The sequence below is a fragment of the Streptomyces sp. NPDC046335 genome (genome assembly GCF_055587985.1).
Map to the genome: position 1 here is coordinate 181,557 of NZ_JBVJFF010000010.1, position 15,971 is coordinate 197,527.

General features: G+C 71.9%; 11 protein-coding genes. 4 read left to right on the plus strand and 7 right to left on the minus strand.

From position 1 onward, the window contains the following. Positions 1-248: 248 nt before the first annotated feature. Positions 249-2,384: an FG-GAP repeat domain-containing protein gene (locus ACZ6JY_RS25260; protein ID WP_469199094.1), complete on the plus strand. Its 2,136-nt coding sequence runs from the start codon at positions 249-251 to the stop codon at positions 2,382-2,384. A gap of 8 nt (positions 2,385-2,392) precedes the next feature. Here ACZ6JY_RS25260 and ACZ6JY_RS25265 read toward each other — a convergent pair whose 3' ends face one another. The 3 genes from ACZ6JY_RS25265 to ACZ6JY_RS25275 all read right to left on the minus strand — a co-directional run bounded on the left by ACZ6JY_RS25265 (position 2,393) and on the right by ACZ6JY_RS25275 (position 7,350). Then, the gene (locus ACZ6JY_RS25265) at positions 2,393-3,814 is read right to left on the minus strand and encodes a M1 family metallopeptidase (RefSeq protein WP_469199096.1); all 1,422 of its coding nucleotides are present in this window, start codon (positions 3,812-3,814) and stop codon (positions 2,393-2,395) included. 121 nt (positions 3,815-3,935) lie between these two features. Further along, the gene (locus ACZ6JY_RS25270) at positions 3,936-5,741 is read right to left on the minus strand and encodes a coagulation factor 5/8 type domain-containing protein (RefSeq protein WP_469199097.1); all 1,806 of its coding nucleotides are present in this window, start codon (positions 5,739-5,741) and stop codon (positions 3,936-3,938) included. 175 nt (positions 5,742-5,916) lie between these two features. After that, positions 5,917-7,350: an MFS transporter gene (locus ACZ6JY_RS25275; RefSeq protein WP_469199099.1), complete on the minus strand. Its 1,434-nt coding sequence runs from the start codon at positions 7,348-7,350 to the stop codon at positions 5,917-5,919. Between the two features lie 188 nt (positions 7,351-7,538). Between ACZ6JY_RS25275 and ACZ6JY_RS25280 the strand changes: the two genes are divergently transcribed. Next, positions 7,539-8,576 carry a LysR family transcriptional regulator gene (locus ACZ6JY_RS25280; RefSeq protein WP_469199101.1) on the plus strand — a complete coding sequence of 346 codons (1,038 nt, stop codon included), beginning with the start codon at positions 7,539-7,541 and terminating at the stop codon, positions 8,574-8,576. Here ACZ6JY_RS25280 and ACZ6JY_RS25285 read toward each other — a convergent pair. Beyond that, positions 8,457-9,551 (minus strand): carboxylate-amine ligase, encoded by a 1,095-nt coding sequence (locus ACZ6JY_RS25285; protein WP_469199103.1) that lies wholly within the window; start codon positions 9,549-9,551, stop codon positions 8,457-8,459. The genes ACZ6JY_RS25280 and ACZ6JY_RS25285 overlap by 120 nt on opposite strands. Before the next feature lie 108 nt (positions 9,552-9,659). Between ACZ6JY_RS25285 and ACZ6JY_RS25290 the strand changes: the two genes are divergently transcribed. Further along, positions 9,660-11,126, plus strand: coding sequence for an aminotransferase class I/II-fold pyridoxal phosphate-dependent enzyme (locus tag ACZ6JY_RS25290; RefSeq protein WP_469199105.1), 1,467 nt, complete (start codon positions 9,660-9,662; stop codon positions 11,124-11,126). A gap of 16 nt (positions 11,127-11,142) precedes the next feature. Here ACZ6JY_RS25290 and ACZ6JY_RS25295 read toward each other — a convergent pair whose 3' ends face one another. Next, positions 11,143-12,372 carry an amidohydrolase gene (locus ACZ6JY_RS25295; protein ID WP_469199423.1) on the minus strand — a complete coding sequence of 410 codons (1,230 nt, stop codon included), beginning with the start codon at positions 12,370-12,372 and terminating at the stop codon, positions 11,143-11,145. A gap of 204 nt (positions 12,373-12,576) precedes the next feature. Between ACZ6JY_RS25295 and ACZ6JY_RS25300 the strand changes: the two genes are divergently transcribed. Beyond that, positions 12,577-13,788: a hypothetical protein gene (locus ACZ6JY_RS25300; RefSeq protein WP_469199106.1), complete on the plus strand. Its 1,212-nt coding sequence runs from the start codon at positions 12,577-12,579 to the stop codon at positions 13,786-13,788. Between the two features lie 102 nt (positions 13,789-13,890). Here ACZ6JY_RS25300 and ACZ6JY_RS25305 read toward each other — a convergent pair whose 3' ends face one another. After that, entirely contained in the window at positions 13,891-15,180 is a 1,290-nt protein-coding gene (locus ACZ6JY_RS25305; protein ID WP_469199107.1) for a cation:proton antiporter, read from the minus strand. Next, entirely contained in the window at positions 15,177-15,968 is a 792-nt protein-coding gene (locus ACZ6JY_RS25310; protein WP_469199109.1) for a thioesterase II family protein, read from the minus strand. Before ACZ6JY_RS25310 ends, ACZ6JY_RS25305 begins: the two co-directional genes overlap by 4 nt. Positions 15,969-15,971 lie beyond the last annotated feature (3 nt).

A 15,971-nucleotide genomic window follows, 5' to 3' on the forward strand; every position in this document is an offset into this window, starting at 1 on the left:
CCGAGGGGCCGGTGTTGCCCCCGCGGTGCGAGTGACGCCGGACTCCGGGTGTGAGTTGCCCATGGGCTGCCACCGCTCCGCTCCCCCACCCGGTGCCCGTCGCCACGGAAGGCACGATCTTGGCTGATATACGCTTCTGCTACTTTCCCGGCAGGGTGCCGGGAGGGACTTCAAGCCCGGGGGGGCTCATCCGTATGACCAGGCAATCTCGCGCGCTCCTGAGAAGCACGCTTCCGAAGAGTCTGCTGGTGTCGGCACTCGCGCTCGGCGTCATCGCGCCGTACGCGCAGGCGGCGCCCACGGCGGCCGCGGCCGTTCCGGCCGGAATCGGCCCGTGGACGGCGCCGAAGGAACTGGCCGGAGTCACCGGCGTCGTCGACCTGAAGTCGGCCCGTGACGGCAGCGTTGCCGGACTCTTCACGCGGGACGGCAAGACCGTCCTGTCGGTGCGCCCCGCGGGCAGCACCACCTGGGGCGCGGCCACACCCGCACCGGCAGCCACCCTCCAGCGCACCGACGACGGCGCCGTCTCGCTGCTCTGGTGGGAAGGCACGGCGGACGGCGGGACCGGCACGCTCAAGATGTCGCGCCTCGCAGCGGACGGCGGCGACTTCGCGCCCGCCGAGACCGTCACCACCGGCACGCTCGCCGGTGACTGGATCCACTACGGCGCCCAGGTCACCACGCTCGCGGCCAACGCCGACGGCCACCAGGCCGTCGCGTGGATGGACGGGGAGCACCGCCTGACCGTCGTGGAGAGGTCGGGCCCCGGCGGCACGTGGTCGGCGCCGAAGACCCTCGACCAACTGCCCGACCCGATCGTCCGCGACGACAACGTCTACCAGTACGACCTGTACGACATGCGCGTCGCTGTCGACCCCGCCGGCACGGTCGGCGTGCTCTGGGGCGGCAACAGCCACTACACGGGCGACGGCGTCGACCCGGACCCGACGGCGTACAAGTGGCACTACAAGTACCTGGAGAAGCAGACGGGCGCCGGTTCCGCGTGGACCGAGCCGCGCGACGTGCCGCAGCTCGGCGAGAAGCCCGGACAGGTCGCGCTGGCCGCCCACCCGCAGGGCGGCTTCCACTTCCTGGCGAACGGCGCTTACGCGCGCAAGGCCGCCGGGGCCACCGAGTGGGGCCCGGCGGAGCAGACCGGCATCGGCGCCCAGTCGTACGCGCCCGCCGAGCTCCACACGGCCGCCAACGGCGACGTCACGGCGGTCGGCATGCAGGGCTCCGGCGCCCCGGGGGTCGCCGCCCGCCTCGCCTCGCGCGACAGTTGGGGCGCGGCGCGCAAGCTGGCGTCGAACGTCGCGTCGGGTTCGCTGAGCTCCGCGGCGACCGCGGGCGGCGCGGTCGTCGTCACGTACACGCAGAAGCGCTTCGAGCTCGGCGACACCCTGCGCCAGGACTTCGTCGCGCAGACCGTCGAGGGCGGCGACGTGGCGAAGCCGCGCACGCTCAACGCGCAGACCAAGGACACCGCGAGCACGGGTCGCGTGGCCGTCGACGGCGAGGGCCGCCCGGTGGCGGTGTGGACGCAGTCGGCCGGCGACGGCGGCACGCGCGCCTCGTACACCGCGACCACGGGCACCCGCACCACGCCCCAGTGGCACGACTACGCCGACGACACCCGGGGGGACATCGTCGGCCTGTCGTTCAGCGACTCGATGAAGCTCTACACCGGGGACACCACCAACCCGACGGAGACCTTCTACGCGTCGCCGTGGAAGGACACGACGCGGGCCGTGCCGTTCGGCGACTTCGACGGCGACCGCTGCAACGACCTGATCGTGCGGCTGCCGGAGGGCGAGGTCCGGCTGTATACCCCGGTGTGCGGGGGCGGGCTGCCCGCGCCCGACTCGGAGTACAAGCGGCTCGCCCGCGACTGGAGCAAGTACGACACGCTGTTCGCGAGCGGTGACCAGACCGGCGACGGCCGCCCCGACCTGCTGGCCCGCGACAAGGCCACCGGAGACGTCTACCGCTACACCCACGACGGCTCGGGCGGCTTCGAGGCGCGCGTGAAGATCCGCTCCGCCTGGACGGGCTACAAGAAGGTCATCGGCGCCGGAGACCTCAACGGCGACGGCCTCGGCGACGTGCTGGCGCTCGACGGGTCCGGGGTGCTGTGGCGCTACGACGGCCTGCCCACCGGCAAGCTGAGGGACCGCGTCCGCGTCTTCAAGGACTGGGGGTCCTCGTACAAGGACGTCATCGGCGCGGGTGACGTCGACGGCGACGGCAAGCAGGACCTGCTCTCGCGCGACACGTCCGACCGCATGTGGCTCAACGCGGGCGACGGAGACGGCACCCTTCAGAACCGGGCCGCCTTCGGTGACGCGAACTACTGGAAGCAGTGGGCGTCCATCGGCTGAGCCTTCGCTCAGTCGGGCTTCCCCGGCTCGTAGAGCCACGTGTCGAACACATCGGAAAGGTCGGTCCCTGATTCTCCCTCACAGAGGGAGATGAAGTCCTCGGTGTCCGCGTTCTTGTGGCGGTACTGCCGCGTCCATTTCCGGACGACGTCGAAGAAGGCCTCGTCCCCGAGCTTCTCGCGCACCTTGTGCAGCGCCATGGCGCCCCGGCCGTACACCGGCGGGTCGGAGGTGCGCGGGCCGCTCGGCGGGGCGGCCGGGGGGAAGTCCCAGATGCCCTCGCTCTCGGGGTGGCTGCCGTCGGCGAAGGCGTCGAAGATCTCGTCGGCGGTGTCGCCGCCGTGGTCCTCCTGCCAGAGCCACTCCGCGTACGTGGCGAAGCCCTCGTTCAGCCACATGTCCTTCCACTCGCGCGGGGTGACCGAGTTGCCGAACCACTGGTGGGCCAGTTCGTGCACCAGCAGTGTGTCCTCGGGCGCCTCATCGAAGTAGGGCCGTGTCTGGGTCTCCAGGGCGTAGCCGAGACCGGGCAGGTGGTCCACGGTGGCTCCCACCGAGGAGAAGGGGTAGGGCCCGAAGCGCTCCTCGGCCCAGTCGGTGACCTCGGACACCAGGTCCTCGACGCCCTCGGCGTCCTCGGCCTCGTCGGGGTCGACGGCGACGTGGACGGGGATGCCTTCGGAGGTCCTGCCCTTGTACAGGTCGAAGTAGCCGACGGTCACGTTGGCCAGGTAGGCGGCCATGGGTTCCTCGGTGCGCCAGTGGCTCGTGACGCGCTCGCCCTCGTCCTCCACCTTGCGCAGCTCACCGTTGCTCACCACGTCGTACGGGTCGCCGTCGTCGTCCTTGGGCACCGAGACCGTGATGTCGTAGGTGGCCTTGTCGGAGGGGTGGTGGTTGCCGGGGAACCACGTCATGGAGCCGGTCGGTTCGCCCAGCGCGGTCGAGCCGTCGTCCGTCTCGATCCAGCCCTCCACACCCCCGTCGGCGTCCTCGATCATCTTCGGCGTCCCGTCGTACGTGACGGTCGTCCTGAAGGTCGCGCCGTCCCGCACGGTCTTCGCGGGCGTCAGCACCAGCTCGTTCTTCACGCGCGTGAAGCGGGCCTTCGCGCCGTCCACCTCGGCGCCGCGCACCTTCAGGCCCGCGAGGTCGAGGTCGAAGCGGCTCAGGTCCTGGGTGGCGCGGGCGGTGATGACCGCGGTGGCCTTCAGGTGGTTGGTCTCGGGGTCGTAGTCGAGGGTCAGGCCGTAGTGCGCGACGTCGTAGCCGCCGTTGCCGAGGTCCGGGAAGAGGGCGTCTCCCGCTCCGCGGGCGCCCGCGGAACCCGCGGCGCCCGTCGGGGCGCCGTCACCGGGGCCCGTGCACGCGGCTCCCGTCACCAGGACGAGCGCCGCGCACCACGCGTACGGCCGTATGAGTCGGCTCATGATGTCTCCCCCTGTGCGGCACGGCCATACGATCATGGACCATACGGGGGCAGTCGCGCCAATCAGGGCGTATCGCCCATCGTTCCACCGGACCCTGTACGACGCGGCGGCGTCGGGTCGGTCAGGGGTACGAGACCACCGTGGACGGCACCGTCGAGGTGCCCGAGGTGGGGCCGCCGGTGTTGTTGATGACGTGCTCGTACTGGCCGTGGCCGCTCAGCGAGACCACGGAGAGGTGGTGGAACTTCACGCCAGGGGTGTTGGGCGCGGAGAAGCCGTGGTCCTGGCGGATGGTCGGGTCCACGTTGTAGTAGCAGTAGCTGCCGAGGCCCCAGGCCTCGTGGGTGGTCACGGATGAGGCCACCTTGTAGGCCGCGAAGCCCTTGGTGTCGCCGTCCTGCACCGCCGCCTGGTTGGGCGCGTCGTAGGCCTTCTCGTTCTGGAAGAAGATGGTGCGGCCCCGCCGGCCGAACCAGTGCACGTCGTACTTGTTGAAGTGCTCGACGAAGAGGCCCGTGGCCAGGACGTCGTCGCCGTTGACACGGAAGCCGTAGTCGCTGCGGTTGGTCTCCCAGCCGACCCCTTCGCCGTGGTCGGCGCGCCAGATCCAGGTGTGGTCGACGACGGTGTGACGGCTGTTGATCACCATGGCGGTGGTGGCCTTGCCCGCGCCCGCGCCGCCGACGCGCACGAACACGTCCTGCACGGTGGTGGGGTTGGCCGCGTGGTCGGCCGATGAGCCTGATGGGCCCACCTCCAGGAGCACGGGCGAGTTGACACTGCCGGCGTCGACGAGGAATCCGGCGAGGCGGACTCCGTCGACGTCGGCCACCTTCATGGCGACGACTCCGTTGTCGGGTATGAGCGTGGCGTACCCGAGGCCGAGGACGACGGTGTTGGCGCGCCGCACCTGGACCGTCTGGTCGAGGTGGTAGATGCCGGGTGTCAGGAGCAGGTGCAGCCCCTGGTCGAGGGCGGCGTTGAGGGTGGCGGCGCTGACGCCGGGCCTGGCGACGTAGAACTGGCCGAGCGGCAGCGAGGTGCCACGCGGGGTGCCGTTGCCCCAGGTCGTGCCGCGGGCGTTGGTCCTCTTCTCGGGCAGGAACACCCGGTAGTCGCCGCCGTCGAGGTACAGGAACGGCTTCTCGCGCGAGATGGGCGTGGTGTCCAGGGTGGTGTACGGGGGGTTGGGGAAGCTCTGCCCGGGTGCGCCCTGCACGCCCGAGAACACCATGTTCCAGACGGCGTTGGTCCAGCCGCCCACCGAACTGTCGCGGGTGTACCACTGCTGCTGCGAGTAGGGGCCGACCTCGCCGTCGATGCGGCTGTCGGCGATGTAGCCGCCGCTGGCCCAGCCGTAGCCCGCGGGTGCGAGGTTGAGGTTGCCTTTGACGTGCATGCGCCGGAAGGGCGCGGCCTGGGCGACGGCCCAGCGGTTGGTGCCGTTCACCGGCTTGAGCGCGAGGTTCTCGGCCGAGCGCCAGAAGTTCTGTGTGGCGTTGCCGTTGAACCACCCCGCGTCCACGGTCACGTCGCCGTTGATGGTGGTGTCGTCCGGTGAGAGGCCGAGGCCCATGATCGAGGTGTAGAAACCGAGTTGGGCGTTGAGTCCGTTGTACGTGCCGGGCTTGAACAGCAGGGCGTAGCGGCCCGTGCCGAACTGCGCCGACTCCTGCTGTCTGAAGATTTCGTCCAGTCTGCCCTGGATGCCGGCCGTGGCGGGGTCGAACACGATCACGTTCGGCCCGAGGTCTCCGCCGCCGGGCAGGGCGGCGGGCCGGCGTCGGCCGCCGCGGGCGGAGGCGGTTGTCGACGTGGCGAGCAGGGCCGGTACGGCGGCTGTCGCGGCGGCGGCCCCGAGGACGGTCCGGCGGGTGAGGGGGCGTTGGGGGGTGCCTGGCGCATCGGTGGGGGGTTGGGCAGGCATGGGCGACTCTCCTTGGTCGGAGTTCAGGAGTTGAACGATCAAGGTGCGTGGGAGCGCTCTCTCGCCGGTGGATGTTGCTCGGGAGTGAAAGGAACGTCAAGACCCGCAACCAGAGTCGTTCATGTTTTTAATGTGGAGTCCGGTACGGGTCGGTGCGGCGGGTGTCTGTCGCCCGTCAGCGGGAGACGGGGAGTTCGACGGCCGTACGGTCATCGGCGGCCGGCTCACCCGGGGCGGTCACCGGGCCGTCGGTGCGCGAACGCACCCCGAAGGCAGCGACGAGCACGGCGAGCAAGGCCGCGGCGAGCGGCACCCACAGGGCCGCGCGGTAGCCGTCGAGGAGCGCGGCCGGTGCATTCGACGTGGTGGCCGCGACGTTGACGGCCGTGGCCGCCGAGAGGCCGAGCGCCGCGCCGAACTGGAAGGACGTGTAGAGGAGTCCACCGGCCAGACCTTGTTCCTCCTCCTTGACGCCCTCGGTGGCGACGATCGTGAGGGGGCCGTAGGCGAGTGAGAAGGAGATGCCGACGAGCAGCAGGCTGGGGATCATCGCCAGGTAGGTCCAGTCGGCGCCGACCGGCAGGAAGAGGGCGTACGACAGGGAGGCGGTGAGCAGGCCGGCGAGGATCAGGCGTGCGTTGCCGAAGCGGGTCACCAGCCTGGGTACGAGGACAGGCGAGAGGATCGCGTCGACGCCGATGACGATCATCGCGAAGCTGGTCTGCGTGCTGGACCAGCCGCGCAGTTCCTGGAGGTAGAGGACGACCAGGAACTGGAAGCCGAAGAAGCCCGCGGCGAGCAGGAGTCCGGCGAGGTTGGCTCTGACCAGCGCGCCGCTGCGGAAGATGCCGAGGCGGACCAAGGGGTTGGCGGAGCGGGCTTCGACGGCGAGGAAGGCGAGCAGTGACGCGAGGCCCGCTCCCAGGGTGAGCAGGGTCTGGGTGAGGCCGGTGTGGGAGGCACGCTCCACGCCCAGGACGATCAGCACGATCGCGGCGGTGACGGTGAGGCCGCCCGCCAGGTCGAACTTCCGGCCGGTGCGGGCCGGTCGCGGCGACTTGGGTACGAAGGCGAGCGCGGCGAACAGGATCAGGGCGGAGAACACCACCGGGGCGAAGAAGACCCAGCGCCAGCCGACCGAGGTGAGCAGACCGCCGGCGACCAGGCCGATCGAGAAACCGCCGGCCGCGGTGCCCGAGTAGAAGAGCAGCGCCTTGTTGCGCTGCGGGCCCTCCTCGAAGCTCGTGGTGATGATGGACAGGCCCGCCGGGGTCATGAAGGCGGCCGCGACTCCGGTGACGAACCGGGCCACGATCAGCATCCAGCCCTCGGTGGCGAATCCGCCCAGTCCGGAGAAGAGCAGAAAGACCGAGAGCCAGAGGACGAACATCTGCCGGCGCCCGAAGAGGTCGGCGGCGCGTCCGCCGAGCAGCATGAAGCCGCCGTATCCCAGGACGTATGCGCTCATCACCCACTGGAGGGATCCGGTGGACAGGCCCAGGTCGGCGCGGATGGACGGCAGGGCCACGTTGAGCATGGCCACATCGATGCCCTCCAGGAAGATCGCGCCGCACAGGACGAGCAGTACGCGCCAGTCCCGGGTGCTCATGGCTCCTGCCGGTTTCCGGGGATTCGTGCTCAGCGAAGTCATGGCGGTTCCTCGGTGGAGGTAAGGGAGTTGGGGCCGCCTTCCGGCGGCTCCTTCACCTTCGGCCAGAGTGACCGGGCGGAACAACGGCGATGATCGCAACGTTCGTTCAGTCAGGCTTACCGATCCGCTCTACCTGGGGGACCTCGATGGAACGCGACGAACTGGAGTGCTTTCTCCTGCTCGCGGAGGAGTTGCACTTCGGTCGTACCGCCGAGAAGATGCGGCTCTCCCGGGCCCGGGTGAGCCAGCTGGTGCAGCGGCTCGAACGCCGGGTCGGCGCCCCGCTGTTCATCCGCACCAGCCGCCGGGTCGCCCTCACCTCACTCGGCCGGCAGCTGCGCGCGGACCTCGCACCGCACCACCGCGGCATCGCGGACGCGCTCACACGGGCCGCCGCCACCGCGCGCGGGATCGACACGGTGCTGCACGTCGGCTTCGCCAACCCGCTGACCGGCGAGATCGTCATGAAGGCGACGGAGGCGTTGCGGGTCAGCCATCCCGGGCTCGCCGTGGAGATCTGCGAGGTGCCGCTCACCGATCCGTACGGCAGTCTGCGCAAGGGGGACTTCGACGTCCAGCTCCAGGAACTCCCCGTACGCGAGGACGATCTGGGCGGCGGGCCGGTGATGCTCGCCGAGGAGCGGGTCCTCGTGATCGGCTCGGCGCACCCGCTCTCCGCGCGGCGGTCGGTGTCCCTGGAGGACCTGGCCGACGTCACCCTGCTCACCCTCGACGGCGAGCTGCCGGACTACTGGCTGGAGCACCACGTCCCCACCCGCACACCGGCCGGCCGGCCGATCGCCCGCGGTCCCGGCGTGACCAACATGCAGGAAGCCCTGATGCTGGTCACGGGCGGCAGGGGCGCGCTGCTCGCCCCCGCGCACACGGCGACGTACTACGCGCGCCCCGGTGTCGCCTACGTCCCCTTCACCGACGCGGAACCGGTCAGCTACGGCCTGGTGTGGCGGACCGGGCAGGGCACAGGGCCGGTCGAGGCCTTCGCCAGGACCGCCCGCGAGGTGGCGCGGGAGATGACGCGGGGGAATCCGCCCGGGCGCCCGGGGTCAGGTGGCGACCGTCTCGCCGGTGATCAGCTCGGTGAGTCCCGGCAGACCGCCCTCGGCGAGGGCGCGGCGCTGGCGGTCGGCGGGGGTGCCCTCCTGGAGCAGCCGGTGCACCAGTGAGGTCACCTCCCGGGTGTCCCCCGCCTCGTCGAGGGCCGGGGTGAGGTGGTCGAGCAGCATGCACAGCACGTCGCCCGCCTTGCGCGCCCGGCCGCTCGGGTCGACGAGCTGACCGCTCAGGCCGTGCCGCGCGGCGTGCCAGTTCATGGCCTGGAGCAGTTCGTGCGGGCACTCCGGGAAGGGGGCGCCGGCCCGCTGCTCGCGCAGGGCGGTGGCGACGAGCGCCCGGACGAGCCCGGCGAACATGACCGCCGCGTCGGCGCGGAGCTGCACGTCGGCGCAGCGCACCTCGATCGTGGGGTACCGCTCGGAGAGGCGGGCCTGCCAGTAGAGCTGGCCGGTGTCGGTGATGATGCCGGTGTCCATGAGTGACTTGATGCGGTTGTCGTGGTCGGCGAGCGAGGTGAAGTGGGGTGGCGGGCCGCTGACGGCCCAGCGGCCGAACATCACCGTGCGCCAGCTCGCCCAGCCGGTGTCCTTGCCGTCCCAGACGGGTGAGTTCGCGGACATGGCGACCAGGACCGGCAGCCAGGTCCGGACTCGGCTCAGGACGGCGACGCCGGTCTCCTTGTCCGGCACGGCCGCGTGCACATGCATGCCGTTGACGAGATGTTCGGCCACGAGCTGCGGGGCGTGGGTGCGCAGGGCCAGGTAACGGGCGTTCCGGGTCACCGGTACGGGCGCCTCCGCCCGGTACGGCGCGACCCCGCTGGCGGCGATGCGGCAGCCGTTCTTCTCGGCGGCCGTGCCGAGCGCGTGCCGCAGCCTCAGCAGATGGCCGCCGACCTCGTCCAGGTCGGTGCAGATGGGCGTGGCCACCTCCACCTGAGCCTGGAGCAGCTCGGACTGGACCTCGCCGTCCTCGGCGATGGGCCCCAGTCCGGCCGCCGCCCGCACCTGGTCCGCGAGTGGTACCGGCAGGAAGGTTTCCGGATCGAGCAGGAAGTACTCTTCCTCGACCCCAATCGTGATCATGCGTTCCGGGTACCCACGGAACAAAGTGATTAATCGGACATTTTCAGCCGGTCTGCCGTTCGGGAAAGCGGGGTTTTTGCCCCGATTATCCGGGGAACCCGGTGTGCCATGGACCACTCACAGGCACCCGTGCTCGACGCGCTGGCCGCGTACCACACGGAAGGACAGACCCCGTTCACCCCACCCGGCCACAAGCAGGGGCGCGGCACCGACCCCCGCGTGCGCGCGGTCCTCGGGGACGCCGTGTTCCGCTCCGACGTCCTCGCCACCAGCGGCCTGGACGACCGCACCTCCTCCAAGGGCGTGCTCAGCCGGGCCCAGGAGCTGATGGCCGACGCCGTGGGCGCCGAGCACACCTTCTTCTCGACCTGCGGCAGCTCCCTGTCGGTCAAGGCCGCCATGCTGTCCGTGGCGGGACCGCACGAGAAACTGGTCGTGGGGCGTGACGCGCACAAGTCCGTGGTCTCGGGCCTCGTCCTCGCGGGCATCGTGCCGATCTGGGTGGACCCCCAGTGGGACGCCGAGCGCCATCTCGCCCACCCGCCGTCCGCCGACGCCTTCCGCGCCGCCCTGGCCGAACACCCCGACGCCCGTGGCGCCCTGGTCACCACGCCGACGCCGTACGGCACGTGCTCCGACCTCTCCGCCATCGCCGAGACCTGCCACGAGCACGGCGTGCCGCTCATCGTCGACGAGGCGTGGGGCGCCCATCTGCCGTTCCACCCCGACCTGCCGACCTGGGCCATGGACGCCGGCGCGGACGTGTGCGTCACCTCCGTGCACAAGATGGGCTCCGGACTCGAACAGGGCTCGGTCTTCCACCTCCAGGGCGACCTGATCCAGCCCGAGGTCCTCAAGAACCGCGAGGACCTCCTGGGCACGACCAGCCCCTCCGTGCTCATGTACGCGGCGCTCGACGGCTGGCGCCGCCAGATGGTGGAGCACGGCCGCTCGCTGTACGACGACGCCCTCGCCCTGGCCGGGACCGTGCGGGCCCGGCTCGGCGACATCGCGGGCATGCACGTCCACGGCCGCGAGGACTTCTGCGGGCCCGGCCGCGCGCACGACCTCGACCCGCTCCAGATCATCGTGGACGTCACCGCTCTGGGCACCACGGGCTACCGGATCGCCGACTGGATCCGCGAGCACCACCACATCAACCTGCACCTGTCCGACCACCGGCGCGCCAGCGCCCAGCTCACCCACGCGGACGACGCCGACAGCACGGAGAAACTGATCAACGCGCTCCGCGACGTCGCGGACCACGCCGGTGAACTGCGGCCCGCGCCCCAGGTGGACGTCCCCGCCCCGGCCACCCTCCGCCTGGAGCAGGTCATGCTGCCGCGCGACGCCTTCTTCGGGCGCGTCGAGCAGGTGCCGTGGGAGAAGGCCGCCGGCCGCGTCACCGCCGAGATGCTCACGCCCTACCCGCCCGGCATCCCGGCCGCGCTCCCCGGCGAGAAGCTCAACCACGAGGTCCTGCGGTATCTGCGCGAGGGCGTGGACGCCGGGATGGTCGTGCCGGACGCGGCCGACACCGAGGTCAAGACGGTGCGGGTGTCGGTGGAGGACTGACGCCGGGCACGGCTCCTCACATCCCCCGGGCCGCCTTCTCCCGGAAGGCGGCCCAGGCCCGCTCCCTCACGTCGGTACGGAGCAGCACGTCCGCGGCGGTGCACGCGAGCGCCTCCGCCGCCGCCAGCATCACCGCACGGCCGCGCGGACCGGCCGCCGCCCGGGCGAACTCGGGTGTGTGGTCGGAACCCTCGGAGCCCATGATGGCGACGAACGGGTGAATCGCGGGCACCCGGGTGCTGACGTCGCCGATGTCCGACGAGCCCAGATGGACGCCCGGCGTGGGCTGCGACAAGGCGATGCCGGCCCGCTCCAGGTGGCGCGCGAACGTCCCGGAGAGCACGTCGTTGTCACGGAAGTGCTCGTACCTGCCGCCCACGTCGGTCACCTCCGCCTTCGTACGGGTCGCCAGGGCCACGCCCCGCGCGCACGAACGCACCTCCTCCACCAGCTCAGCCAGCGCGGTGCTCGTACCCCCGCGCAGCCCGAAGAGCCCCTCCGCGTACTCGGGGACGATGTTCGTGGCCCGGCCGCCGTCCGTCACGATGCCCTGGACGTGGGAGCCCGGGGGCAGCCGCCTGTCCAGTACGCCGAGCGTGTTGAAGAGCTGGATCAGCGCGCCGAGCGCGTCGATGCCCTCCGTGGGACTACCGGTGGGGTGGGCGGCCCTCCCGTGGAATCCCACCCTGAGCTGCGCGCTGGCCGTCAGCGGTGCCCACGCCCAGTCGTGGACCCCCGGATGGAACATCAGCGCCGCGTCGACCCCGTCGAACAGCCCCGCCGCCACCTCGGCCACCTTGCCGCCGCCGCTCTCCTCCGCGGGCGTGCCGACGGCCAGCAGGGTCCCGTCGATCTCGCCGAGCGCGGCCCGCGCGGCCAGTGCCGCACCGAGACCGGCCGAGGCGATGAGATTGTGCCCGCACGCGTGGCCGAGCAGCGGCAGGGCGTCGTACTCCATCAGCAGGGCCACGCGGGGGGCTTGGCCCAAAGCCGGCCCTGTGCCTGTGCCTGGGCCCGCGCCTGTGCCTGTGCCTGTGCCTGTGCGGGCGACGAAGGCGGTGGGCAGCCCGGCGGGGCCGCGCTCCACCTCGAAGCCCTCCCGTTCGAGTTCAGCGGCGAGGAGTCCTGCCGCCCCGTGCTCCTCGTAGGCCGTCTCCGGATCGCGGTGCAGCGCGAGGCTCACGTCCCAGAGCCGGTCGGCCCTGGCGCCGACCTCCTGCCTGATACGGGCGTACACGGGCTCCATGGCCGCTGCCACATCGGCGGTGGATGACACGTCGGGCTCCTCGGGTCGGGGCGGTCGTCGCTGCGCACCCACACGTGTTCCCCGAAGCGGCGCGGTACGTACCCCCGGGCGCCTCCTCCAGTGGCGAGGCGCAGGAAGCGTGCATACAACGGGATGACGCTGATACGCGGGGCGAGGACGCCCCGCTGAAATGGAGTCGCGAAGATGGCCGCTGAGTCTTTCCCTGCCGCGCCGGAGACTTCGGGGACCGGTGAGCCCCTGGTCTCGACGCCGGTCCACCGGGGCACCGCGCAGCTCGGCGCCCCGCCTCCGCCGCCTGTCCGGCCCGCACCGTGGCCGCAGGTGACGGAGTTCGGCACGGCCGGCGCCCCGCCGGACCACGCGCCGCACCACACCCCCGACATCGACATCGGCATCACCCAGGAGCCTGCGGTACCCGCCCGTCCCCCGGAGGCGCCCGCCGTACCGCCGGTCGAGGCGGCCCCCGATGCCGACGGCGACGCGGTGGACGAGCTCATACGTTTCGCCGTGGCGTCGCGGCCCCTGGACGACGTCGCCGACCTGGTCACCCGCCTGGAGCAGACACCTGAGGGCGCGCCGACCGCCGCGACGGTCCTCCGGCTCGCCGCCGTCGCCCGCTCCGTGGACGACGTCAGCCGGCTGGTGGAGCTGCTCGGCCCGCCGGAGCACACCGCCGACCGCATGGACGAGGCCATCCGGCACGCCGCGCAGGAGCGGCCCATCCCGGAGGTGACCCGCCTCGTCCAGCTGCTCTCGCGTCCCCCGCACGACCCGCGCAGCAGTGCCGAAGCGGTGCACGCCGCCGCCACGAGCAGGTCCGTCGAGGACCTGATGCAGCTCATCGGCAGCCTGGGCGAGCACGCTCCCGCGCCGACGCCGTCCGTGGCGGCCCCTCCCCCCGCGCCCGTGGCCCCGCCCCCGGAGCCCGCACGCCCCGCGCCCGGCATGGCCGCGGGGGTCCTCTACCCGCAGAAGAGGCGGAACGGCACCACGCCCCTGGTGTGGATGCGCCGCGCGGCCGGCGTGCTGTTGCTGCTCTGCGCGGTGGCGCATCTCCCGATGGACTGGTCGCGGGGGCCCGCCTCCGGCCTCTCCGCGGCGATCGGTGTCTTCATCGTCTGCGCCGTGGCCGGCGTCGCGCTCTGTCTGAGCCGCTCGCTGTACGCGGCCGTGGCCGGCACCCTGGTGGCCGGTGCGCTGGCCGTCGCGCACCTGGTCGACGACCGGCTCGTCTCCGGCCCGCTCGCCCAGGTGCTGCGGCCCGAGGGCGTACCGACACCGCTCCCCGTGCTCTCCGCGGTGGTCGCCGCGCTGGCCGCCCTGGTGATCGTGGCCCTGACGGCCGCGGGCCTCCGGATGTCGGCCGCCGTCCGCTGTCCGGGGCCGCGCCTCTGAACCCCCGCCACGGCTGCCCCGGCCACGGGCGACGGCTCCCCCGAGTCGCGGCTCCGGGCCGGGGCAGCGGCGTGGGTACGGCCCTGCTGCTCAGGAGGGACGTCAACTTCCCTTCGCCGCGTGTTTCTCCAGCAGGCCGGCCGGCGCCGGATCGCCGGCGTCCCCCTTGCCGATCCGGCGCGTCAGGACCAGGAGCGGCTGGGTGAGCAGGGTGGTGGCGATCGCCATCAGCACCAGCACGGTGTACAGCGGGCCGCTCAACAGACCGGCCTCGAAGCCCGCGTTGAGGGCGATCAGCTCGGTGAGGCCACGGGTGCTGAGCAGCACCCCGATGGTCAGCGAGGTACGGCTGTCGAGGCGGCAGGCGCGGGCCGCCAGCGCGCCGGACCCCACCTTGGCCACCACCGCGAGCACAGTGACACCGATGAGGACGGCGACCGCCGTTCCGTCCAGCGCCCCGACGGAGACGCTGCGGCCCGACACCACGAAGAAGAAGGGCAGGAGGAGCGAACCGATCCCGTCGAGGCAGCGCACGAGGTCGGGGTCGAGCGTGCCGTCCGGCTCCCGCGGCGTGACGACTCCGGCCAGCAGCGCGCCGAAGATGACGTGCAGCCCGAGGGCGCTCGTCACCCACGCGGCAGCGAAGGCGAATCCGACCAGCACGGCGAGCCGCCCCTGGGTGGACACGCCGGGGGACCTCATCACGCGGCGCAGCAGCAGACGCACCGGCCAGGCCATCACGGCCACGGCCACCAGGAGCAGCACGATCCGCAGCGGGACGGACATGCCGGACTCGTCGTCGCTGCCCATGAGCGTGGCGATCAGGATCATCCAGCCCACGACGTCGATCACTCCGGCGGCCGAGACGGCGATCACCCCGGGCACCGTGCCCGCGAGACCGTTCTCGCGGACCACGACGATCAGCACCGGCACGGCGGTGATCGACAGCGCCACGGCCAGGAAGAGGATGGAGCTCGCCGTCATCTCGTGGGGCAGCCCGAGCTTTTCGAGGGTTCCGTGGAAGAGCACGGCGGCGCCCGCGCCCATCACCATCGGGACCGCGAGGGCCGCAACGGCGATGGTCAGGGTGGCCCGGGAGCGGCCGCGCAGCAGCCGCAGGTCCAGTTCGTAGCCGACGAAGTACAGGAACAGCACCAGGGCGACCTGACTCAGTCCCGTCAGCATCGGAGTGATCTCCGCCGGGAAGAGCGTCTTCGTCACTCCGGGCGGCAGCTGGCCGAGCAGGCTCGGGCCGAGGGCGATGCCCGCGATCAACTGGCCGACGATGGAGGGCTGGCCGAGCTTGCGCGCCAGCATGCCCGCTCCGTTGGCGACCACCAGGATGACCGCGGTGGCGCCCACGAGGTGGGTGATGGTCAGATCCGGGCTCACAGTTCTCCTCCGGTCGCTGGTGCTGGGGAGTACGCGGACTCGGCCGCCCTGTCCATCAGTTCCTGAAGAGCCGACGCGGCCCCGGAGTGCTCGAAGAGGTAGAAGTGGCTGCCGGGGAAGGCTCGCGTCGTGACGCCGTCCGGACCGCACTCCGCCCAGCCGTCCAGGTCCTCGGGGGCCAGCGTCCCGTCCTCGGTGCCGTACCAGACCTCGTAGGGCACGCCGCCGTGATCGCCCGCGCCTCTGGTGTAGGTGTCGGCCAGGTGGAGGTCGTGTCCGAGTACGTCGACGAAGTGCTCGACGAGTTCGGCGTCCTCGAACAGTTCGGGCGGGCAGCCGCCGAACCGGCGCAGGTCGGCGAGGACCGAGTCGCGGGTACGGGTGACGAACGGGGCCTCGGGCATGGTCGCGAGGCCCGCCGCGGACTGCGGCGAACGGGCGGCCGACACCACGACGGTGCGCACCAGCGCGCGCTGCCCGGCGGGCAGCGCGCCGACCAGCCGGTGGGCGAGCAGGGCGCCCATACTGTGGGCGAAGACCACGCACGGCCGGTCGAGGGCGGCCCGGAAGTCGGGGGTGAGGCGGTCCACCGCGTCCTCGAAGTCCTTGGGTCTGAGGGCGGCCTCGCCCTCGTCACGGCCGGGAAGCTCGAAGAGAAGCGCCTCGTGTCCGGGCCGCAGGCTCTGGACGAAGGGCAGATAGGCGGTGGCGGAGCCACCGGCGTGGTGGAAGGCGAGCAGCCGTGCTGGGGCGTCGGGGTCTCCCAGTCGCAGGAACGCGTTGGTCATACG